Origin of the sequence: Streptomyces fildesensis, from assembly GCF_016107395.1 — a bacterium.
GTDB classification, from domain to species: Bacteria; Actinomycetota; Actinomycetes; order Streptomycetales; family Streptomycetaceae; genus Actinacidiphila; species Actinacidiphila fildesensis.
The window spans coordinates 222,331-243,985 of the sequence record NZ_JAAIKO010000002.1; the positions used below are offsets into that span (position 1 = coordinate 222,331).

Annotated in this window: 19 protein-coding genes; 17 read left to right on the forward strand and 2 right to left on the reverse strand. The window is 71.3% G+C overall.

All coding sequences use genetic code 11. The features are described 5' to 3' along the window. The first annotated feature begins 2 nt into the window (after positions 1–2). The 3 genes from C6N31_RS04790 to C6N31_RS04800 are packed head-to-tail and all read left to right on the forward strand — an operon-like array spanning position 3 to position 2,596. Entirely contained in the window at positions 3–356 is a 354-nt protein-coding gene (locus tag C6N31_RS04790) for a hypothetical protein (RefSeq protein WP_138356919.1), read from the forward strand. Further along, the gene (locus C6N31_RS04795; RefSeq protein ID WP_138356918.1) at positions 353–1,036 is read left to right on the forward strand and encodes an enhanced serine sensitivity protein SseB C-terminal domain-containing protein; all 684 of its coding nucleotides are present in this window, start codon (positions 353–355) and stop codon (positions 1,034–1,036) included. Before C6N31_RS04790 ends, C6N31_RS04795 begins: the two co-directional genes overlap by 4 nt. A 36-nt stretch (positions 1,037–1,072) precedes the next feature. Next, on the forward strand, positions 1,073–2,596 hold the full coding sequence (locus tag C6N31_RS04800; protein WP_138356917.1) for an anthranilate synthase component I: 1,524 nt from the start codon (positions 1,073–1,075) through the stop codon (positions 2,594–2,596). Between the two features lie 76 nt (positions 2,597–2,672). Here the strand turns inward: C6N31_RS04800 and C6N31_RS04805 are convergent, their stop codons facing one another. Continuing rightward, entirely contained in the window at positions 2,673–3,980 is a 1,308-nt protein-coding gene (locus C6N31_RS04805; protein ID WP_138356916.1) for a S53 family peptidase, read from the reverse strand. A gap of 283 nt (positions 3,981–4,263) precedes the next feature. Between C6N31_RS04805 and C6N31_RS04810 the strand changes: the two genes are divergently transcribed. The 12 genes from C6N31_RS04810 (at position 4,264) to C6N31_RS04860 (ending at position 18,508) form a co-directional block, all read left to right on the forward strand. Further along, positions 4,264–5,007, forward strand: coding sequence for a TIGR02234 family membrane protein (locus C6N31_RS04810; RefSeq protein ID WP_381587651.1), 744 nt, complete (start codon positions 4,264–4,266; stop codon positions 5,005–5,007). Positions 5,008–5,142: 135 nt separating this feature from the next. After that, the gene (locus tag C6N31_RS04815; protein WP_138358680.1) at positions 5,143–5,352 is read left to right on the forward strand and encodes an HGxxPAAW family protein; all 210 of its coding nucleotides are present in this window, start codon (positions 5,143–5,145) and stop codon (positions 5,350–5,352) included. A gap of 92 nt (positions 5,353–5,444) precedes the next feature. Continuing rightward, entirely contained in the window at positions 5,445–5,933 is a 489-nt protein-coding gene (locus C6N31_RS04820; protein ID WP_381587654.1) for a DUF2752 domain-containing protein, read from the forward strand. Between the two features lie 296 nt (positions 5,934–6,229). Further along, entirely contained in the window at positions 6,230–7,039 is an 810-nt protein-coding gene (gene trpC / locus C6N31_RS04825; RefSeq protein ID WP_138358678.1) for an indole-3-glycerol phosphate synthase TrpC, read from the forward strand. Between the two features lie 5 nt (positions 7,040–7,044). Then, entirely contained in the window at positions 7,045–7,188 is a 144-nt protein-coding gene (trpM, locus tag C6N31_RS46035) for a tryptophan biosynthesis modulator TrpM (RefSeq protein ID WP_368860168.1), read from the forward strand. Positions 7,189–7,245: 57 nt separating this feature from the next. Continuing rightward, positions 7,246–8,493 carry a tryptophan synthase subunit beta gene (trpB, locus tag C6N31_RS04830; RefSeq protein ID WP_138358677.1) on the forward strand — a complete coding sequence of 416 codons (1,248 nt, stop codon included), beginning with the start codon at positions 7,246–7,248 and terminating at the stop codon, positions 8,491–8,493. After that, the gene (gene trpA / locus C6N31_RS04835; protein WP_138358675.1) at positions 8,490–9,326 is read left to right on the forward strand and encodes a tryptophan synthase subunit alpha; all 837 of its coding nucleotides are present in this window, start codon (positions 8,490–8,492) and stop codon (positions 9,324–9,326) included. Before trpB ends, trpA begins: the two co-directional genes overlap by 4 nt. An 82-nt stretch (positions 9,327–9,408) precedes the next feature. Beyond that, on the forward strand, positions 9,409–10,215 hold the full coding sequence (locus C6N31_RS04840) for a DsbA family protein (RefSeq protein WP_138358674.1): 807 nt from the start codon (positions 9,409–9,411) through the stop codon (positions 10,213–10,215). A gap of 109 nt (positions 10,216–10,324) precedes the next feature. Continuing rightward, positions 10,325–11,305 (forward strand): prolipoprotein diacylglyceryl transferase, encoded by a 981-nt coding sequence (gene lgt / locus C6N31_RS04845; protein WP_138358672.1) that lies wholly within the window; start codon positions 10,325–10,327, stop codon positions 11,303–11,305. 171 nt (positions 11,306–11,476) lie between these two features. Continuing rightward, the gene (locus C6N31_RS04850; RefSeq protein ID WP_138358671.1) at positions 11,477–12,211 is read left to right on the forward strand and encodes a VIT1/CCC1 transporter family protein; all 735 of its coding nucleotides are present in this window, start codon (positions 11,477–11,479) and stop codon (positions 12,209–12,211) included. Positions 12,212–12,516: 305 nt separating this feature from the next. Continuing rightward, positions 12,517–17,055 carry a glutamate synthase large subunit gene (gltB, locus tag C6N31_RS04855; protein WP_138358669.1) on the forward strand — a complete coding sequence of 1,513 codons (4,539 nt, stop codon included), beginning with the start codon at positions 12,517–12,519 and terminating at the stop codon, positions 17,053–17,055. After that, a complete protein-coding gene (locus tag C6N31_RS04860) occupies positions 17,048–18,508 on the forward strand; it encodes a glutamate synthase subunit beta (RefSeq protein ID WP_138358668.1) in 1,461 nt (486 codons plus the stop codon). Before gltB ends, C6N31_RS04860 begins: the two co-directional genes overlap by 8 nt. Before the next feature lie 114 nt (positions 18,509–18,622). Here C6N31_RS04860 and C6N31_RS04865 read toward each other — a convergent pair whose 3' ends face one another. Then, entirely contained in the window at positions 18,623–19,519 is an 897-nt protein-coding gene (locus C6N31_RS04865) for a hypothetical protein (protein WP_381587666.1), read from the reverse strand. Between the two features lie 214 nt (positions 19,520–19,733). Between C6N31_RS04865 and C6N31_RS04870 the strand changes: the two genes are divergently transcribed. Both C6N31_RS04870 and C6N31_RS04875 read left to right on the forward strand, forming a co-directional pair. Further along, positions 19,734–20,417, forward strand: coding sequence for a response regulator (locus C6N31_RS04870; RefSeq protein WP_138358665.1), 684 nt, complete (start codon positions 19,734–19,736; stop codon positions 20,415–20,417). Next, positions 20,414–21,559: a sensor histidine kinase gene (locus C6N31_RS04875; protein WP_307811231.1), complete on the forward strand. Its 1,146-nt coding sequence runs from the start codon at positions 20,414–20,416 to the stop codon at positions 21,557–21,559. The genes C6N31_RS04870 and C6N31_RS04875 overlap by 4 nt, the downstream gene beginning before the upstream one ends. The last annotated feature ends 96 nt before the right edge of the window (positions 21,560–21,655 follow it).

The window sequence follows — 21,655 nt, forward strand, 5'->3', positions numbered from 1 at the left end:
AGATGACGGAAGACCCCCGGCTGCGTATCGCGGCTTCGAGTGCGGGCGGGACCGAGTGGGCGCACCTGGACGCGCTGGTGGCCGCCGAGGTGTCCTGGGGAAACCGGGTCAAGAAGTACTGGTATGTCGTCGACCCGCACTTCGGGGACTGGGAACTCACCTTTGACAAGCCCTTCCACGTGGCCCGGCTCAGGGAGACGTTCATCTTTCCCCCCAGCATTCAACTGATGACCGTCGAGGCGCAGCCGAACGGCCTCGGTGCCAGGATGTTCCTGAGCGACAACCTGAACAGGCTCGGGATCTCGGCGCCGCTGTCCAAGGACCTGCCCGCCGTCAACGCGGAGATCGAGCTATGAGCGAGCACGCCGAACAGGGTCCCCGGCCGATCGAGGTCTCCCCGCTGATCTACCGGCTGGCCGACAGCGTCGTGCTGATCGGTGTGCGGACGGGCGACCGCGGCCCGGAACCGCTCTACACGGATGTCTCCGGAGCGCTGTGCGCAGTCGCGTACACCGACCCGGAGGAGATCCGGCGCGATCTGCCCGAGGGCTACCGGCTGTTCCAGATCACCGTTCCCGAACTGCTCGCCCAACTGCCGCCCGCGGCCGGGCTGATCATCGATCCGCGCGCCGCCTCGCCGATCCACGTGGCCGCCGAGGAGCGCGATGTGGTGATCGCGGCGGGCCTGCCGTTCCCGGCCGGCGCGTACATCAAGGTCAAGGCGTCCGCGGACCCGCAGCCCCGGCTGCTGGCCGCCGCACTGCCGCGGATCGAGGCGCTGGCCGCGGTGCGGCGGCTGTACCTCACGCGCTACCGGGTCGCGGACGCCCGGGAGAAGATCCTGGTGGTGTACGAGGTCGACGCGGTGCCCGGAGCCGACACCGCGGCCGCGGACGCGGTGATGGCCGCCGCGGCCGACATCGCCCTGGCCGACCCGATGCAGATCGTGGCCCTCGGCGACGTTCCGGAGGACCTGCGCGCCGTCGTTCTCGCCGACGTCGAGCCCGCGTACGTCCGGCCGGATCTGCGGGGCTGAGCGGGCGCCCGCCCGCAGGCCCATTACGCTGCCGCTATGACCACCGCTACTGTCGCGCCCGACCTCGAAACGTTCCGCAAGCTGGCGGAGGACCGCCGGGTGATCCCCGTCAGCCGGAGGCTTTTGGCGGACGGCGACACCCCGGTCGGGCTGTACCGCAAGCTCGCGGGCGAGCGTCCTGGGACGTTCCTGCTGGAGTCGGCGGAGAACGGCCGCTCGTGGTCGCGGTACTCGTTCGTCGGGGTGCGCAGCGCCGCGACGCTGACCGAGCGCGACGGGCAGGCGCACTGGCAGGGGACCCCGCCGGTGGGCGTGCCCACCGGCGGCGATCCGCTGGAGGCGCTGCGGGTCACGGTCGAGACCCTGCACACCCCGCGCGACCTGCACGCGGGCGGCGGGCTGCCGCCGTTCACCGGCGGGATGGTCGGCTACCTCGGCTACGACATCGTGCGCCGCCTGGAGAAGATCGGCGAGCACGGCGAGGACGAACTGCGGCTGCCCGAGCTGACGATGCTGCTCACCTCGGACCTGGCGGTGCTGGACCACTGGGACGGCAGCGTGCTGCTGATCGCGAACGCGATCAACCACAACGACCTGGCCACCGGCATCGACGAGGCGTACGCCGACGCCGTCGCCCGGCTGGACGCGATGGCCGCGGACCTGGCCCGGCCGGCCGGGTCGGCCGCCGTCGAGCTGCCCGCCTCGGAGCTGCCGGAGTTCACCGGGCGCTGGGGATCGGCGGCCTACCAGGCGGCCGTCGAGGACATCAAGGAGCGGATCCGGGCGGGCGAGGCGTTCCAGGTGGTGCCCTCGCAGCGGTTCGAGACCCCGTGTCCGGCGAGCGCGCTGGACGTGTACCGGGTGCTGCGGGCGACCAACCCGAGTCCGTACATGTACCTGTTCCGCTTCGACGGCTTCGACGTCGTGGGCTCCAGCCCCGAGGCGCTGGTCAAGGTCGAGGACGGCCGGGCGCTGGTGCACCCGATCGCCGGCACCCGGCCGCGCGGTGCGACCCCGCAGGAGGACGCGGCGCTCGGGGAGGAACTGATGGCGGATCCCAAGGAGCGTGCCGAGCATCTGATGCTGGTGGACCTGGGCCGCAACGACCTGGGGCGGGTGTGCGAACCGGGCAGCGTCGAGGTCGTGGACTTCATGTCCGTCGAGCGCTACAGCCACGTCATGCACATCGTCTCGACCGTCACCGGCCGGGTGGCCGAGGGCCGCACCGCCTTCGACGTGCTGACGGCCTGCTTCCCGGCCGGCACCCTCTCGGGCGCCCCCAAGCCGCGCGCGATGCAGATCATCGACGAGCTGGAGCCGGTCCGCCGCGGTCTGTACGGCGGCTGCGTCGGCTATCTGGACTTCGCCGGCGACTCCGACACCGCGATCGCCATCCGCACCGCGCTGCTGCGCGACGGCACCGCGTACGTCCAGGCGGGCGCCGGTGTCGTCGCCGACTCGGACCCGGTCGCTGAGGACACCGAGTGCCGAAACAAGGCGGCGGCGGTGCTGCGCGCGGTGGCGACCGCGAGCCGGCTGCACACCGACGCGCAGGCGTGACCGCGGGAACGCCGGTGGGAAAACGCGAAGGCGGGGCGGCCCGGATCGGGCCGCCCCGCCGTGCTTCACGGGGCCGTCAGCCCGTGAAGGCCGAGGTGCCGTTCGGGGTGCCGAGTCCCGTCGGGCCGTCGTATCCGGCCTTGGCGGTGCACAGGTACGAGCCCGAGCAGCTGCCGTTGGAGCCGCTCGTCACGTCGTTGAGCGCCGAGGTGTGGGCGTACGGGAACGAGGTCGGGTACGAACCGGACGACGGGGCGCCGGCGATGGCGTACACACCCGCGATGATCGGCGCCGAGGCGCTGGTGCCACCGAAGGTGTAGTAGCCGGCGGCGATCCCGTACGAGTCGTAGATCGCGACACCGGTGGCCGGGTCGGCGACCGCCGAGACGTCGGAGATGGTCCGCTTGGCGCAGCCGGTGTCCTGCTGCCAGGACTGCTTGGCGTCGTAGGCGGAGCAGCCGGAGCCGGTGCCCTCGGTGCTGTTCGTGGACCAGACGGTCTCGGTCCAGCCGCGGGCGTTGGAGGCGGTCTTGAGGGCGGTGCCGCCGACCGAGGTCACGTACTTGGAGGCGGCGGGGTACTCGGCGCCGTAGGCGGAGTCACCGGCGCTGACCGTGATCGCCACACCCGGGTGGTTGAAGTAGCTGCTGTCGTAGGAGGCGTCGGAGGAGGACTCCCCGCCGCCGTAGCTGTTCGAGACGTACTTCGCGCCCAGGGTGACGGCACGGTTCACCGCGGTGCCGAGGTTCGCCATCGAGGGGGTCTTGGCCTCGACGAGCAGGATCTTGCACTTGGGGCAGATCGCGCTGGCCATGTCGAGGTCGAGGGATATCTCCTCCGACCAGCCGGCGTCGGCGGTGGGCAGCGCGGTGGTGCTGCCGGTCTGACTGACCTTCTTGAAGCAGCCGTTGGCCGTGGTGCAGGCCGGCAGTCCGTAGTGCGCGCGGTAGACGCCGAGGTCCGCCTCGGCGTTCGGGTCGTCGTAGGCGTCGACGATCGCGATCGTCCGCCCGGCGCCGTTGGCGGCCGCCGCGGAGGTCAGCCCGTAGGCCTTCTGAAGATCGCTCGGGCCGTAACCTGTGGGGGCGGCGGCCGCATTGGGGGTGATCGTCGTGCCTCGGACGTTGGTGGTGTGCACCGTGCCGCTGGTGACGCGGAGCGCCTTGCACGCCATCTCGCCCGCCTTGGGCAGGGCACAGGCGCGCGCGGTGTGCACGGCCTGGTCCGCGTTCACTGCGACGTTCCGGGCGGTCGCGGCGGTCCGCGCGACCGGCTGCGCGTCGGCGGACGGGGCGATGGCGAAGCCCGCCAGGGCCAGTGCCGCGACGGCGGTGAGGGAGAGTCCGGCGCGCCGAAGCGACGCCGGAGTAAGGGTTGTGCGCAACGTACTGCCTCCTGTGGCGGTAAACCGGGGGCTGTGCGGGGGGAATTGATCCGCTGGAGCGAGGTGGTCGCACGGGGGATCGGCGCGAACGTATGGTGACGGGCGCACGTCAACAAGACGGCAGACGGAGTCTCTACCTCCGCTTTGCTTTCGGCAGTGATCGCATGGGTGAAAACTTGCTCACTCATGGGCTGGTCGGTGCATGAAATCGACTCGTGGTGGTCTGTCCCTGATCGGTCCCCCGCCTGTGCCGCCCGCGGGCCGACGCGCGATAGTGGTCTACGTGACTGCCGTGCCCCAGCCCCGCCCCGCCGAAGAATCCGCGACCACCGCGACCGTCCCGGTTCCGCCCGGGACCGCCCCGGAACCCACCGCGCCCGCCCCGGAACCCGCCGCCGACCCCGTGGTGACGGGGCCGCCGGCGCGCACCCGCGCCGCGGGCCGCCGCAGCCTGGCCCTCGCGCTGCTGCTCGGCGTCGCCGGCGCCGCCCTCACGCTGCTCGCGGCGGGCAAGACCTGGGCCCACGGGACCGCGAAGTACGCCGAGGGCTCGGTGGCGCTCACCGTCTCCGGCAGCGAGATCACCGGCGTGCCCGGCGCGCTCGCGCTCGTCGGCCTCGCCGCGCTGGTCGCCGTGTTCGCCGTCCGCGGGATCGGCCGCGCCGTCGTCTCGGGACTGCTCGTGCTGTGCGGCGCGGGCATCGTGACCGCAGCCCTCACCGACGGCCCCGGCTCCGCCCTGGACGCGGCCGCCACGGCCGCCACGACGCTGGCCAGTACGACCGTCGTCGGTGAGAGTTCCACCACATGGCCATGGGCCGCCGCCGCCGGGGGAGCGCTGCTGCTCGCGGCCGGAATGCTGGCCGTGCTGCGCGGCCGCCACTGGCCGGGGATGTCCAACCGCTACGACCGGGACGGGGCCACCGGCCTGCCGTCCCGCAAGGCGCAGCGCCCCGCCCCGGACCCCGAGCGCCCCGAGGAGCTGTGGAAGGCCCTCGACCGCGGCGAGGACCCGACCGGGGGCTGACCGGGGCTGACCGGGGGCCGGCGTGGGGCCGACCTGGGGCCGGCCCACGCCGCACCCCCGTGCACAAGGCGCTCCGGGAGCGCGCAAGAATGGACGAGGACAACTTCCCCGACCGAGAACATAATGGGAGCACTCATGGCGGGCACCAACCACGGCCACACCCCTGCCGCCTGGACCGGCGTCATAATCGCCTTCATCGGATTCTGCGTCTCGGGTGCCTTCATGGTGATGGCCGAGCCGCTCGGATTCTGGGCGGGCCTGGTCGTGGTCCTGCTCGGCGGCGTCGTCGGCCTCGTGATGCGCGCGATGGGCCTGGGCCAGCCCCGGAAGCCCGCCCACAGCTGACGTCCGGCTCCAACGGCACGACACGCACGACAGGCGCGGCCCCGGCTGATCCGGGGCTGCGCCTTCGTACGTCCCGGGGCACAATCAGGCACGTGACCGACAAGCTGACCGCCGTGCCGCCGCCCGCCGGCACCGCCGCGCCGCATCACGAGCCGTGGTCCGCCCCGGAGCCCGCGCCGCCCGCCGGCCGGCTGCGGCGGGCCGCCGTCCCGCTGGGGGTGCTGGCGGGAGTCGTCGCCGCCTTCGCGTACGTCGGAGCGGTCGACCCGAACACCCCCGGCCACTACCCGGTCTGCCCGCTGCTGAAGTACACCGGGATCTACTGCCCCGGGTGCGGCGGGCTGCGCAGCGCCCACGCGGTCGCGCACGGTGACTTCGGCGCGGCTCTCGGTCTGAACGCGCTGGCGGTGGCGGCCTATGTGCTCTTCGCCGTGGTCTGGGTGGTGTGGCTGTCGCGGACGCTGCGCGGCCGTCCGTTCGAGATCCGGATGCGGCCCGCGTACTGGTGGGCGATCGGCGCGGTGGCGCTGTTCTTCAGCGTCGCCCGGAACCTTCCGTTCGGATCGGCGCTCGCCCCGTAGCGCTCCAGCGCTCCAGCGCCCCGGTACGCCGGGTGATGGCAGGAACCGGCCATCTGCTGTCCGGTCCGCCCCCCTGGCGGCCGGAGGAACCGTGCCACGCAGGGCGGACGGATACCCCCGGTGGCCGCATTTGTCCAGGTAGTGGGACCGGGATCGACCGGATGCGCGCCCTCCGCCCTCGGCCGGATACCATCAGTGAGCCGAAGCAGGCATTTGCCGGCTTGATCGTTGACTGGCTTGATCGTTTCGGTGTACGGACCGTGCTCCACCACCCAGCCCGGAAGGGGACCGCTCGCGTGAGTGTGCTCGACGAGATCATCGACGGAGTCCGCGCCGACCTCGCCGACCGGCAGGCTCAGGTCTCCATCGACGAGCTCAAGGAGCGGGCCGCCAAGGCACGCGAAGCGATGGACGGAGTCGCCGCGCTGCGCGGTGACAGCGTCAAGGTCATCTGCGAGGTCAAGCGCTCCAGCCCCTCCAAGGGCGCGCTGGCCGCCATCGCCGACCCGGCCGGGCTCGCCGCCGACTACGAGGCGGGCGGCGCCGCGGTCATCAGCGTCCTCACCGAACAGCGCAAGTTCGGCGGCTCCCTCGCCGACCTCGAAGCGGTCCGCGCCAAGGTCGACATCCCGGTGCTCCGCAAGGACTTCATCGTCACCGCGTACCAGCTGTGGGAGGCCCGCGCCTACGGTGCCGACCTCGCCCTGCTGATCGTCGCCGCCCTGGAGCAGGACGCGCTGGTCTCGCTCATCGAGCGTGCGACCTCGATCGGGCTCACCCCGATCGTCGAGGTGCACGACGAGGAGGAGGTCGCCCGCGCGGTCGACGCCGGCGCCCGGATCATCGGCGTCAACGCCAGGAACCTCAAGACCCTCGAGGTCGACCGCGGCAACTTCGCGCGCATCGCGCCCGAGATCCCGGACGAGATCGTGAAGATCGCCGAGTCCGGTGTCCGCGGCCCGCACGACCTCATCGCGTACGCCAACGACGGCGCCGACGCCGTGCTCGTCGGCGAGTCCCTGGTGACCGGCAAGGACCCGCGGGCGGCCGTCGCCGACCTCGTGGCCGCCGGCGCCCACCCCGCCCTGCGGTTCGGGCGGAAGTAACCCCCATGTCGATCTCGACGCGCCTCGCCCCCGGTTGCCGCCCCCGCGGCTGCCGGGCGCCGGCGCGTCGCGTATTGGGCCGTCGGGTGCGTTATGTGATCGGCGGCGAGCCCGGACAGGTCAACGGAATGCGATGGCGTCGCGGCTGAGCCGCGACACTTCCATCAGCCATCGCATTTCACTGTCAGGGGACTCCTGTGTCTGCCATGTCAGAATTCTTCATTCCCGATCCTGAGGGTCGGATCCCGAGCGCCGAAGGCTACTTCGGCGCGTTCGGCGGCAAGTTCATCCCGGAGGCGCTGGTCGCCGCCGTGGACGAGGTCGCCGCGGAGTACGAGAAGGCCAAGGCCGATCCGGCCTTCGCCGCCGAGCTGAACGACCTGATGGTCAACTACACCGGCCGGCCGAGCGCGCTCACCGAGGTCGCGCGGTTCGCCGAGCACGCGGGCGGCGCCCGGGTGTTCCTCAAGCGCGAGGACCTCAACCACACCGGCTCGCACAAGATCAACAACGTGCTGGGCCAGGCGCTGCTCACCAAGCGGATGGGCAAGACCCGCGTCATCGCCGAGACCGGCGCCGGCCAGCACGGCGTCGCCACCGCCACCGCGTGCGCGCTCTTCGGCCTCGAGTGCACCATCTACATGGGCGAGGTCGACACCAAGCGCCAGGCGCTGAACGTCGCACGGATGCGGATGCTCGGCGCCGAGGTCGTCTCCGTGACGTCCGGCAGCCGCACCCTCAAGGACGCCATCAACGAGGCGTTCCGCGACTGGGTCGCCAACGTCGACCGCACCCACTACCTCTTCGGCACGGTGGCCGGACCGCACCCCTTCCCGGCGCTGGTCCGTGACTTCCACCGGGTCATCGGCGTCGAGGCCCGCCGGCAGATCCTGGAGCGCACCGGACGGCTCCCGGACGTCGCCGTCGCCTGCGTCGGCGGTGGCTCGAACGCCATCGGGCTCTTCCACGCCTTCCTCCCCGACGCGGGCGTACGCCTCGTCGGCTGCGAGCCCGCAGGCCACGGCGTGGAGACCGGCGAGCACGCCGCGACCCTCAGCCAGGGCGAGCCCGGCATCCTGCACGGCTCCCGCTCCTACGTCCTGCAGGACGACGAGGGGCAGATCACCGAGCCGTACTCGATCTCGGCGGGACTGGACTACCCGGGCGTCGGCCCGGAGCACTCCTACCTCAAGGACACCGGCCGCGCCGAGTACCGCGCGGTCACCGACGACGACGCGATGCAGGCACTGCGCCTGCTGTCGCGCACCGAGGGCATCATCCCCGCGATCGAGAGCGCGCACGCGCTCGCCGGAGCGCTGGAGATCGGCCGCGAACTGGGCCCGGACGCCCTGCTCCTGGTGAACCTCTCCGGACGCGGCGACAAGGACATGGACACCGCGGCCCGCTACTTCGGTCTGTACGAGAACGAGAACGAGCAGGGGGAAGCCAAGTGAGCGGCAACATCGCGCTGTTGAACGCGGCCCTGGCTGCGGCGAAGGCCGAGAACCGGGCCGCGCTGGTCGGCTACCTCCCGGCCGGATTCCCCACCGTCGACGGCGGCATCGAAGCCGTCAAGGCGATGCTCGAAGGCGGCTGCGACGTCGTCGAGATCGGCCTGCCGCACAGCGACCCGGTGCTCGACGGACCGGTCATCCAGACCGCCGACGACATCGCGCTGCGCGGCGGCGTCCGGATCAAGGACGTGCTGCGCACCGTCCGCGAGGCGCACGCCGCCACCGGAGCGCCGGTGCTGGTCATGACGTACTGGAATCCCGTCGACCGGTACGGCGCCGATCGGTTCGCCGCCGACCTCGCCGAGGCGGGCGGCGCCGGCTGCATCCTGCCCGACCTGCCGGTCGAGGAGTCCGAGGTGTGGCGCAAGGCCGCGGAGCTGCACGGTCTGGCCACCGTCTTCGTGGTCGCGCCGAGCAGCCGCGACGCGCGGCTCGCCAAGATCACCGCGGTGGGCACCGGTTTCGTCTACGCGGCGTCGCTGATGGGCGTCACCGGCACCCGGGTGAGCGTCGGCGAGCAGGCGGCCGACCTCGTCCTGCGCACCCGCGCCACCACGGACCTGCCGGTCTGTGTCGGCCTGGGCGTCTCCAACCCCGAGCAGGCCGCCGAGGTCGCCGCCTTCGCGGACGGCGTCATCGTCGGCTCCGCGTTCGTCAAGCGGCTTCTGGACGCGCCCGACCTGGAAGCGGGTCTGGCCGGGGTGCGGGAGCTGGCCGGCGAGCTGGCGGCGGGCGTCCGCAAGCGCACCGGGGCGGTCCGGCAGAGCCGGTAGGACAGATCGTTTTAGTCCCTCATTAGGGCGAATCAGGACCGGGGAGGCGCAGCGGCGCCTCCCCGGTTCGTTGTCCAGGGGTGTGAGCCAGAAGAACCGTGAGGGAAAGCGCACCGCCCGTGAGGCGATGCATGGACAGCGCGAGAAGGACAAGGCGCGCGACAAACGCAAGAGGACACTGATCGTCGGCGGTGCCGTCGTCGTGGTCCTGGCGATTGCCGGGGTGGTGGCCGGGGTGCTGGCCAACCACAAGAGCGAACCGGCCAAACCGGTGGCGTCCCCCAAGGGCGCGACCGGCAACGACAACCTCGTCATTCCCACCGGCGCGGCCGACGCGCCGTCCACCCTGACCGTCTACGAGGACTTCCGCTGCCCCGGCTGCGGCATGTTCGAGAAGACCTTCCGCGACACCGTGCACTCCCTGGAGGACAGCGGCGCGCTGAAGGCCGACTACCACCTGGTGACGATCATCGACGGCAACATGGGCGGTACCGGCTCGCTGAACGCGGGCAACGCCGCCGTCTGCGCGCAGGACGCGGGCAAGTTCCGGGCGTTCCACGACGTTCTCTACGAGAACCAGCCGGACGAGCGGGAGGACAAGTTCGGGGACAAGGCGTATCTGCTGGAGCTCGCCGACAAGGTGCCGGGGCTGAAGACCGACACCTTCACCGCGTGTGTGAACAACGGCACGTACGACAGCTGGATCAAGAAGTCGGCCGCCGCCTTCGGCGGCTCCGGCTTCAGTTCCACCCCGACCGTGCTGCTCAACGGCAAGAGCGTCTACGGAAACCAGACCGACCCGCTGACCCCGGACAAGCTCAAGCAGCAGGTCGAGGCGGCCAACAAGGGCAAGAAGGCGGGCACCGTCACGCCGACCCCCACGTCCTGACACCCGTCCCGACCGCATCACGACCGCATCACGACGGCAGGGCCGTTACGCGTCCGTAGCCGGGCTGGTTGCCACTCCACCCGCCCGGCACGGTAGCGTCGGCCCTGCTATGGAGATCCTCGCTTTCATTCCCAGTCCGTCCAGCGGTGTGGTGTACCTCGGACCCATCCCGCTCCGCGGCTACGCGTTCTGCATCATCATCGGCGTCTTCGTAGCCGTCTGGCTCGGAAACAAGCGGTGGGTGGCCCGCGGTGGCCAGAAGGGGACCGTCGCGGACATCGCCGTGTGGGCGGTGCCCTTCGGACTCGTCGGCGGCCGGCTCTACCACGTCATCACCGACTACGAGCTGTACTTCGGTGACGGCAAGGACTGGGTCAACGCGTTCAAGATCTGGGAGGGCGGCCTCGGCATCTGGGGCGCGATCGCGCTCGGTGCGGTCGGCGCCTGGATCGGCTGCCGCCGCCGGGGCATCCCGCTGCCGGCCTGGGCGGACGCCCTCGCCCCGGGCATCGCGCTGGCGCAGGCCTGCGGCCGCTGGGGCAACTGGTTCAACCAGGAGCTCTACGGGCGCGCCACCGACCTGCCGTGGGCGCTGAAGATCAGCGCCACCGACAGCCACCCGGGCGGCACCTACCACCCGACGTTCCTGTACGAGTCGCTGTGGTGCGTCGGTGTCGCGCTGCTGGTGATCTGGGCGGACCGCAAGTACGGCCTCGGCCACGGCCGGGCCTTCGCGCTGTACGTCGCGTCGTACTGTGTGGGCCGCTTCTGGATCGAGTACATGCGCGTCGACGACGCCCACCACATCCTGGGTCTGCGGCTGAACGACTGGACCTCGATCGTCGTCTTCATCGGCGCCGTGGTCTACATGGTGCTGTCGGCGCGGTGGCACCCGGGCGTCGAGACGGTCGTGGAGCCGGCGGCGGCGGGCGGCGACGTGAGCCTGGACAAGGGCACCGCGGACGCGGACGCCGGGAAGAACGGCAAGGACGCCGATTCCCAGGGCTCCGACGCCGAGGATTCCGAAGCCTCGAACTCTGGCGCGAAGGTGTCGGAGAACGACGGCGCAGAGGCGTCCAAATCCTCCTGAACCCCCTCGCTCCTCCCGCGGCCGCCGGCTCTTCCGAGTCCGGCGGCCGCGGTGTTTTCGCAGGTAGGACAGCCTTTCCTAGCTGGAATGCGGCGGAATTCGCGCGTACCTTCGGGGTGTTCGCAGGGAGGGGACCGGGGCGCGTGCTCCGGTCGGAGGGAGTACCGCCACATGTCGACGGCCGTCGAGACCGACGAGAAGCCCGCGCCGTACCACGTCGCGCACCACACCCACCGGGACGTCAGCGGTGGCTGGCTGCGGCCCGCGGTGTTCGGGGCGATGGACGGACTGGTGTCGAACCTCGCGCTGATGACCGGTGTCGCCGGCGGTGACGTCGACACGAAGGTGATCGTGGTCACCGGGCTGGCGGGGCTGGCGGCCGGCGCGTTCTCGATGGCGGCGGGGGAGTACACCTCGGTGGCCTCGCAGCGCGAGCTGGTCGAGGCGGAGCTGGCCATCGAACGGCTGGAGCTGAGCCGGCACCCCAAGGACGAGCTGCGGGAGCTGGCCGCGCTGTACGTGTCCCGCGGTGTGGAGCCCGAGCTGGCGATGGAGGTGGCCCGGCAGATGTCGGCCGACCCCGAGCAGGCGCTGGAGATACACGCCCGCGAGGAACTGGGCATCGACCCGGCGGACCTGCCGTCGCCGCTGGTGGCGGCCGGCTCCTCGTTCGTGTCCTTCGCGCTCGGCGCGCTGCTGCCGGTGCTGCCCTATCTGCTGGGCGCCACGGCGCTGTGGCCCGCGCTGGTGCTGGCGCTGATCGGGCTGTTCGGCTGCGGTGCCGCGGTGGCCCGGGTGACGGCCCGCTCGTGGTGGTTCAGCGGAATCCGGCAGCTCCTGTTGGGCGGAGCGGCTGCCGGGGTTACCTTCGTACTGGGTTCATTCATCGGTACCGCCGTCGGCTGAGCCGCGTGATCGAGGCCACAAGCCTCCTGTTGTTTCCCTCTCGTTTCAGGTACCGCGCCACCGGGCATCAGACCGTGGCGCCGGGCGGGATCCGCCCCGGGCAACTCTGTAACGACATGGTCCGTAGGTACTGCGTACTCCCTGCATACACCGCACCTTGTCCACATGATGGAACTGAGTATCCGCTTCTCGAACACTCGGTCATCATGTAACCTGCACGAAATCGCAGAGGGCCAACGTCGTCCCTATTGCGCATGCCTATGACAGGCACTGCATATATGCCAATGACGACGACGGGAGAGCCGATGCGTTCCGCGTTCATGGACGGGCGACCCGCCCCGCAGGGAATGTACGACCCCCGCAACGAGCACGACGCCTGTGGCGTCGGCTTCGTGGCCACCCTGACGGGCGAGGCCAGCCACGCGCTGGTCGAGCAGGCACTGACCGTTCTGCGCAATCTGGAGCACCGCGGTGCCACCGGTTCCGAACCCGACTCGGGTGACGGCGCGGGCATCCTCCTCCAGGTCCCGGACGCGTTTCTGCGCGAAGCCGCCGGGTTCGCCCTCCCCGGGGCCGGCCACTACGCCGTAGGCATCGGATTCCTGCCCGTCGACACCGAGGACCGCACCAAGGCCGTCGACGCGATCGAGAGGATCGCCGTCGAAGAGGGCCTCAGCGTCCTCGGCTGGCGCGAGGTCCCCGTCGCGCCGCAGCTGCTGGGTGCCACGGCCCGCTCGACGATGCCGCACTTCGCCCAGCTCTTCGTCGCCGACGCCTCGGGCACCAGGTCCGGCCTGGCGCTGGACCGGCCCGCCTTCGTGCTGCGCAAGCGCGCCGAGCGCGAGGCCGACGTCTACTTCCCGTCGCTGTCCGCGCGCACGATCATCTACAAGGGCATGCTCACCACCGGGCAGCTGGAGCCGTTCTTCCCGGACCTGTCGGACCGGCGGACCGCCACCGCGATCGCCCTGGTGCACTCCCGCTTCTCCACCAACACCTTCCCGAGCTGGCCGCTGGCCCACCCGTACCGGTTCGTGGCGCACAACGGTGAGATCAACACCGTCAAGGGCAACCGCAACTGGATGCGGGCCCGCGAGTCGCAGCTCGACAGCGACCTGTTCGACGGCAGCCTGGAGCGGGTCTTCCCGGTCTGCACCCCGGGCGCCTCGGACACCGCGTCCTTCGACGAGGTGCTGGAACTGCTGCACCTCGGCGGCCGCTCGCTGCCGCACAGCGTGCTGATGATGATCCCCGAGGCATGGGAGAACCACGCCTCGATGGAGCCCGCCCGCCGCGCGTTCTACCAGTACCACTCCACGATCATGGAGCCCTGGGACGGGCCGGCCTGTGTCACCTTCACCGACGGCACCCAGGTCGGCGCGGTCCTGGACCGCAACGGTCTGCGCCCCGGCCGCTACTGGGTGACCGACGACGGCCTCGTCGTGCTCGCCTCGGAGTCCGGCGTCCTGGACATCGAGCCCGGCAAGATCGTCCGCAAGGGACGGCTGCAGCCCGGCAAGATGTTCCTCGTCGACACCGCCGAGCACCGCATCATCGAGGACGACGAGATCAAGACGGCGCTGGCCGCCGAGCACCCGTACGCGGAGTGGCTCGACGCCGGGCTGATCGCCCTGGAGGACCTGCCCGAGCGTGAGCACATCGTGCACACCCACGCCTCGGTCACCCGCCGCCAGCAGACCTTCGGCTACACCGAGGAAGAGCTGCGCGTCATCCTCGCCCCGATGGCCAAGACCGGCGGCGAGCCGCTCGGCTCCATGGGCACCGACTCGCCGATCGCGGCGCTGTCCGACCGCCCCCGGCTGCTCTTCGACTACTTCACCCAGCTCTTCGCGCAGGTCACCAACCCGCCGCTGGACGCCATCCGCGAGGAGCTCGTCACCTCGCTGATCTCCACGGTCGGCCCCGGCGGCAACCTGCTGGAGCCGTCACCGGCCTCCTGTCGCAACGTCGTGCTGCCCTTCCCGGTGATAGACAACGACGAGCTGGCCAAGCTCATCCACATCAACGCCGACGGCGACCTGCCCGGCCTCGGCGCCGCGACCCTGTCCGGCCTGTACCGGGTCGCGGGCGGCGGCGCGTCCCTCGCGGCGCGCCTCAGCGAGATCTGCGCCGAGGTCGACACCGCGATGGAGGACGGCGCGCGCCTCATCGTGCTGTCCGACCGGCACTCCGACGCCGAGCACGCGCCGATCCCGTCGCTGCTGCTCACCTCGGCCGTCCACCACCACCTGATCCGTACCAAGCAGCGCACCCAGGTCGGCCTGATCGTCGAGGCGGGCGATGTGCGCGAGGTGCACCACGTCGCGCTGCTCATCGGCTACGGTGCCGCGGCCGTCAACCCGTACCTGGCCATGGAGTCCGTCGAGGACCTGGCGCGCGCGGACACCTTCCTGCAGGGCATCGAGGCCGAGGACGCGATCCGCAACCTCATCAAGGCGCTCGGCAAGGGCGTCCTGAAGGTCATGTCCAAGATGGGCATCTCCACCGTCGCCTCCTACCGCGGCGCTCAGGTCTTCGAGGCCATCGGCCTGGACACCGAGTTCGTGGACACCTACTTCCACGGCACCGACACCAAGCTCGGCGGCTCCGGCCTCGACGTGGTCGCCCAGGAGGTCGCCGCCCGGCACGCCAAGGCCTACCCGGTCTCCGGCATCGCCGCCGCGCACCGCCGCCTCGACATCGGCGGCGAGTACCAGTGGCGCCGCGAGGGCGAGCCGCACCTGTTCGACCCGGACACGGTCTTCCGGCTGCAGCATTCCACGCGCACCCGCCGCTACGACATCTTCAAGCAGTACACCAGCCGCGTCGACGAGCAGTCGGAGCGTTTGATGACGCTGCGCGGGCTGTTCAACTTCAAGGAGGGCCGTACCCCGATCTCCATCGACGAGGTCGAGCCGGTCTCCTCGATCGTCCGGCGCTTCTCCACCGGCGCCATGTCGTACGGCTCCATCTCCATGGAGGCGCACGAGACCCTCGCCATCGCAATGAACCAGCTGGGCGGCAAGTCCAACACCGGTGAGGGCGGCGAGGACGCCGAGCGGCTCTACGACCCGGCCCGGCGCAGCGCCATCAAGCAGGTCGCCTCCGGCCGCTTCGGCGTGACCAGCGAATACCTGGTGAACTCCGACGACATCCAGATCAAGATGGCGCAGGGCGCCAAGCCCGGCGAGGGCGGCCAGCTGCCCGGCCACAAGGTCTACCCCTGGGTCGCCAAGACCCGGCACAGCACGCCCGGCGTCGGCCTGATCTCGCCGCCGCCGCACCACGACATCTACTCGATCGAGGACCTCGCCCAGCTGATCCACGACCTGAAGAACGCCAACCCCAAGGCGCGCATTCACGTCAAGCTGGTCTCCGAGGTCGGCGTCGGCACCGTCGCCGCCGGTGTCTCCAAGGCACACGCGGACGTCGTCCTGATCTCCGGCCACGACGGCGGAACGGGCGCCTCGCCGCTCACCTCGCTCAAGCACGCGGGCGGCCCCTGGGAGCTCGGCCTGGCCGAGACCCAGCAGACGCTGCTGCTCAACGGGTTGCGCGACCGTATCGTCGTGCAGACCGACGGCCAGCTCAAGACCGGCCGTGACGTCGTCATCGCCGCCCTGCTGGGCGCCGAGGAGTTCGGCTTCGCGACCGCACCGCTGGTCGTCTCGGGCTGCATCATGATGCGCGTCTGCCACCTGGACACCTGCCCGGTCGGCGTCGCCACCCAGAACCCGGTGCTGCGCGAGCGCTTCAGCGGCAAGGCCGAGTACATCGTCAACTTCTTCGAGTTCATCGCCGAAGAGGTCCGCGAGATCCTCGCCGAGCTGGGCTTCCGCACCATCGAGGAGGCCGTCGGCCACGCCGAGCTCATCGACGCCGGCCGCGCCGTCGACCACTGGAAGGCGCAGGGCCTGGACCTGGCCCCGCTGCTGTACGTGCCGGAGCTGCCCGACGGCGCGGTCCGGCACCAGGTAACGGTGCAGGACCACGGTCTGGAGAAGGCGCTCGACAACACGCTGATCCAGCTCGCCGAGGAGGCGCTGGCCACCGGCGCCCCGGTCCGTATCCAGCTCCCGATCCGCAACGTCAACCGCACGGTCGGCACCATGCTCGGCCACGAGGTGACGAAGAAGTACGGTGGCGCGGGCCTGCCCGAGGACACCATCGACGTCACCCTGACCGGCTCCGCCGGCCAGTCGTTCGGCGCCTTCCTCCCCCGGGGCATCACGCTCCGCCTGGAGGGCGACGCCAACGACTACGTCGGCAAGGGCCTGTCCGGTGGCCGCGTCATCGTCCGCCCGGACCGCGGTGCCGACCACCTCGCCGAGTTCTCCACCATCGCGGGCAACACCATCGCGTACGGTGCGACCGGCGGCGAGCTGTTCCTGCGCGGCCGGACCGGCGAACGGTTCTGCGTCCGCAACTCCGGTGCCACCGTCGTCTCGGAGGGCGTGGGCGACCACGGCTGCGAGTACATGACCGGCGGCCGGGCCGTCGTCCTGGGCGAGACGGGCCGCAACTTCGCGGCCGGCATGTCCGGCGGTATCGCGTACGTCCTGGACCTCGACCCGGACAACGTCAACACCGGCATGGTCAATGTCGAGGCGCTCGACGCCGAGGACATCACGTGGCTGCACGATGTCGTGCGCCGCCACCAGGAGGAGACCGGCTCCACCGTCGCCGAGAAGCTGCTCGGCGACTGGGGAACCACCCTCACCCGCTTCGGCAAGGTCATGCCGAGGGACTACAAGGCAGTGCTCGCCGCCAAGAACGCCGCCGAGCAGGCCGGACTCTCCGAGTCCGAGACCACCGCGAAGATGATGGAGGCGGCTAATGGCTGACCCCAAGGGCTTCCTCACCACGCCCCGCCAGCTGTGCGACCGGCGTCCCGTCGAGGAGCGCAAGCAGGACTGGAACGAGGTCTACATCCCCGGCGGGCTGTTGCCGATCATCAGCAAGCAGGCCGGCCGCTGCATGGACTGCGGTATCCCGTTCTGCCATAACGGCTGTCCGCTCGGAAACCTCATCCCCGAGTGGAACGACTACGCCTACCGCGAGGACTGGACCGCGGCCAGCGAGCGGCTGCACGCGACCAACAACTTCCCGGAGTTCACCGGGCGGCTGTGCCCCGCGCCCTGCGAGTCCGCCTGTGTGCTGGGCATCAACCAGGACGCCGTCACCATCAAGAATGTCGAAGTCACCATCATCGACAAGGCCTGGGACAGCGGTGACGTGACGCCGCAGCCGCCGGAGCGGCTGTCCGGCAAGACCGTCGCCGTCATCGGCTCGGGCCCGGCCGGTCTGGCCGCCGCCCAGCAGCTGACCCGCGCCGGCCACACGGTCGCGGTGTACGAGCGCGCCGACCGCATCGGCGGCCTGCTGCGCTACGGCATCCCCGAGTTCAAGATGGAAAAGCGGCACATCAACCGCCGTATCGAGCAGATGCGCGCCGAGGGCACCAAGTTCCGCACCGGTGTCCAGATCGGCACCGACCTGCTGGGCGACAAGCTCAAGAAGCGTTATGACGCCGTCGTCATCGCCGCCGGCGCCACCCAGGCCCGCGATCTGCCGGTGCCCGGCCGTGAGCTCGGCGGCATCCACCAGGCGATGGAGTACCTGCCGCTCGCCAACAAGGTGCAGGAGGGCGACTTCGTCGCTCCGCCGATCACCGCCGAGGGCAAGCACGTGGTCGTCATCGGCGGCGGCGACACCGGTGCCGACTGCGTCGGCACCGCCCACCGCCAGGGCGCGGCCTCGGTCACCCAGCTGGAGATCATGCCGCGGCCGTCCGACGACCGCCCGGAGAACCAGCCCTGGCCGACGATGCCGATGACGTACAAGGTCACCTCGGCGCACGAGGAGGGCGGCGAGCGCGTCTACGCCGTCAACACCGTGAAGTTCGAGGGCGACGAGGACGGCAACGTCCAGTCGCTGCACCTGGTCGAGGTGGTGTTCCAGGACGGGAAGTTCGTGCCGCAGCCGGGCACCGAGCGCTCCATCCCGGCCCAGCTCGTCACGCTGGCCATGGGCTTCACCGGCACCGACCAGAAGAACGGCCTGATCGACCAGCTCGGCCTGGAACTGGACGCGCGCGGCAACATCGCCCGCGACCAGGACTACGCGACCAACGTCGGCGGCGTGTTCGTCGCCGGTGACGCGGGCCGCGGCCAGTCGCTCATCGTGTGGGCCATCGCCGAGGGCCGCTCGGCCGCCAGCGCGGTGGACCGCTTCCTGACCGGCGCCAGCACCCTGCCGTCCCCGGTCCGCCCTACGGACCGCCCGGTCTCCGTCTGATCCGCACCACCCCGAGCTGTCCCGCACAACGAAGTGCGGAACATGACGCGGCGCCTGCCCACCCCGACCACGGGGGCAGGCGCCGCGCACCTTTTCCGGACCCGCCGGCCGATCTCAGGTGTCGCACTCCAGCACCGTCCGGCAGAGCGTGCAGCGGGCGGTGACGCGGCCGCGCACCGGGACCCGGATCCGCTGATGGCAGGTGGGGCAGGGGAAGGAGACCCGCGGCGGGTTCGTCGCCTCGAAGGAGTAGCCGCCCAGCGGTGCCGCGGGCTGCGCGGTGCCCGCGCGCCGGTCCCTGGCGTAGCGCCGCCGGGCCGTCCAGCCGGCGGCGAGCAGCGGCGGCTGCCGCCGCTCCTGCTCGGCGAGGACCAGCCCGGCCCGGTAGGCGTCACGCGCCAGCGGGCTGCTGAACCACGGCTCGATGTCGTCGCCGAAGACCAGCGCCCGCTTCGCGAGCACATAGCCGTACTCCTCCGGCGTCAGATAGCCCAGCTTGTACGCGGACATCATCAGCCGGTCCTCCCGGATCGCCGGCTCCTCCCGGTACGAGTCCAGCAGCAGCCAGCCCGCCCCGAGGAACGCCGTCGCGGTGTCGGTCAGGATCTCGTTGTCGCGGGTGCCGGGCAGTTCCAGACCGAGCCGGTGCAGGTAGACGTGCATGACCTCGTGCGCCAGCGCCGCGCCCACATCGCGGCGGTCCGTCTTGAAGCGGGAGTGCAGCTCGACGAAGTACTCGGGGCCCGCCGCCAGTTCGACACTGCCCGCGTGCACCATGTCGCGGAACCCCACCACCATCCGGGCGTCCGGCAGCCGGAAGTGCTGCAGCATCACACGCGCCACGCGCTGCGCCCCCAGATACGGGTCCTCGTCCGGCGGGAACTCCACCGACTCCGGGCGCACGCTCGCCGGGTACTGCTCGACCGTGTCGGCGGACAGCCGCCGGTACAGCGCGGTGAGCGAGCTCTGGATCGTGGCCAGGTGCGGGAACCCGTGCTCGATCTCGGTCACAGCCATCTCCCCCCGCCGGCCACCGTGCGGACCGGTGGCCTTTCGAGATTACGCGTCCGCACCGGGGGAGACGCGGAAACCACTGGTGGTGCCTCCGTGCGGGGGCACAAAGATCGCGGGACCGTACGGTGTGCCCGCTCTGCGGTTGCGGGGGCCGAGGACCCCCGGTCCCATGGAGGAACACGGGAACCCGGGACCGGCCCGAAGGGAACGCATGACGATCAGCGTGGTCATCGCCGATGACCAGGAGATGGTCAGGACCGGTTTCCGGATGATCCTGGACAGCGAGCCGGACATCGACGTCGTCGCCGATGTCGTCGACGGTGAGGCCGCCCTCGACGCCGCCCGCCGGCTGCACCCCGACGTCTGCCTCCTCGACATCCGGATGCCGGGACTCGACGGCCTGGAAGTGACCCGGCTGCTGTGCGCCCCCGAGGTGGTCCGGCCGCCCCGCGTCGTCATCGTCACCACCTTCGACCTGGACGAATACGTGCACACCGCGCTGCGCAACGGCGCCTGCGGCTTCCTGCTCAAGGACTCCAGCCCCGCCATGCTCGTCGAGGCGGTGCGGGCCGCCGCGGTCGGCGACTCGCTGATCTCGCCCGCCATCACCGTGCGGCTGCTGCGCGACATGGCACCGGCCGCCGGCTCGCCGGGGGCCGGTCCCGTACGGCAGCCCGCCGAGCCGCTCACCGAACGCGAGCAGGACGTCGTGCGGTGCCTGGCCCGCGGTATGACGAACGCGGAGATCGCCTCCGAGCTGTTCGTGTCCCTCTCCACCGTCAAGACCCACCTGGGCCATGTGCAGATCAAGCTCGAGGCCCGCAACCGGGTCGAGATCGCGGCCTGGGCGTGGGAGAGCGGGCTGGCCGCCGGGCCGGGAGGCGGGCCCGCGTGAACAATCTGCCCGGGTGGGCGGTCCGGCACCCGGGGCTGGCCGTCGCGGCCAAGATCACGCTCTGCGCGGTGCTGCTGTTCCTGGTCAGCTTCGAGGGCGTGGTCCTCGCCCAGCAGCCGAGCCGCCCGCACGCGATCGTCTGGGCCGCGGGCATCATCGTCTGCCTGTGCGTCGTGCCCTACACCCGCGTCCCGCTCGTCCCCCGGGCCTGCGTGGCCGTCGCCGTCTCCTGGACCGCCTCGATCATCCTCATGGCGGGGGAGCACCCGGAGGTCACCTGGGGCCTGGGCGAGGGCATCGCCCTGCTCGTGCTGCTCGCCGCCGTGGTGCAGCGCTGCCCCGCCCGCACGGCGGCGATCCTCGGACCGATGCTGGGCGTCGCCTGCGTCACCGCCCCCATGCGGGACGTCAGCCCCGGCGCCTTCACCGTCCTGTACGGGGTGCTGACCGTCCTCGTCACCGCGTACTCCCTCATCCAGCGCCAGCAGGCCGGCCAGCGCGTCAACGACCTCGCCGCCGTCCGCTCAGCCGAGCGCCTGGAACTCGCCCGCGAACTGCACGACCTCGTCGCGCACCACGTCACCGGCATCGCCGTCCAGGCGCGCGCCGCCCGCTACACGGGGGTGTCGGGCGAGCAGGCGGACGCCACCTTCGCCCGTATCGAGAACTCCTCGGGCGAGGCGCTCGCGGCGATGCGGCGGCTGGTGCGGGTGCTGCGCGAAGGCGCCGCCGAGACCACGCCGGTCGCCGGCATCGTCCAGGTCAGGGAGCTGGCCGAGGCCTTCTCCGAGGTCGGGCCGCCCGTCGTGCTGTACGTGGAGCGGGGTCTGGACGAACGGATCCCCTCGGACGTCGCCGCCGGAGTGCACCGCATCGTCCGCGAGGCGCTCACCAACATCCGCAAGCACGCCGCCGACGCCACCGCCGTCCGCATCGGCCTGCGCTCCGTGCCCGCGGGGCTCGAACTGCGCATCACCGACGACGGCACCGGCGCCGCCCGCCTCTCCGCGCAGGCGTTCGGCGGCGGCTACGGCCTGGTCGGGCTCCAGGAGCGTGCCGAGGCGCTGGGCGGCGAACTCACCGCGGGCCCGGCCCCCGAGGGCGGCTGGCAGATCCTGGCGACGCTGTCACTCGACGCGTGAACCCGCCGGCCGCGCGGACCCGGCCGGAAGCGTGCACCCGGCGGATGCGCGGGCAGTCGATTCCGGCCCGACCCATGAGTCCAACAGCGGCCCACC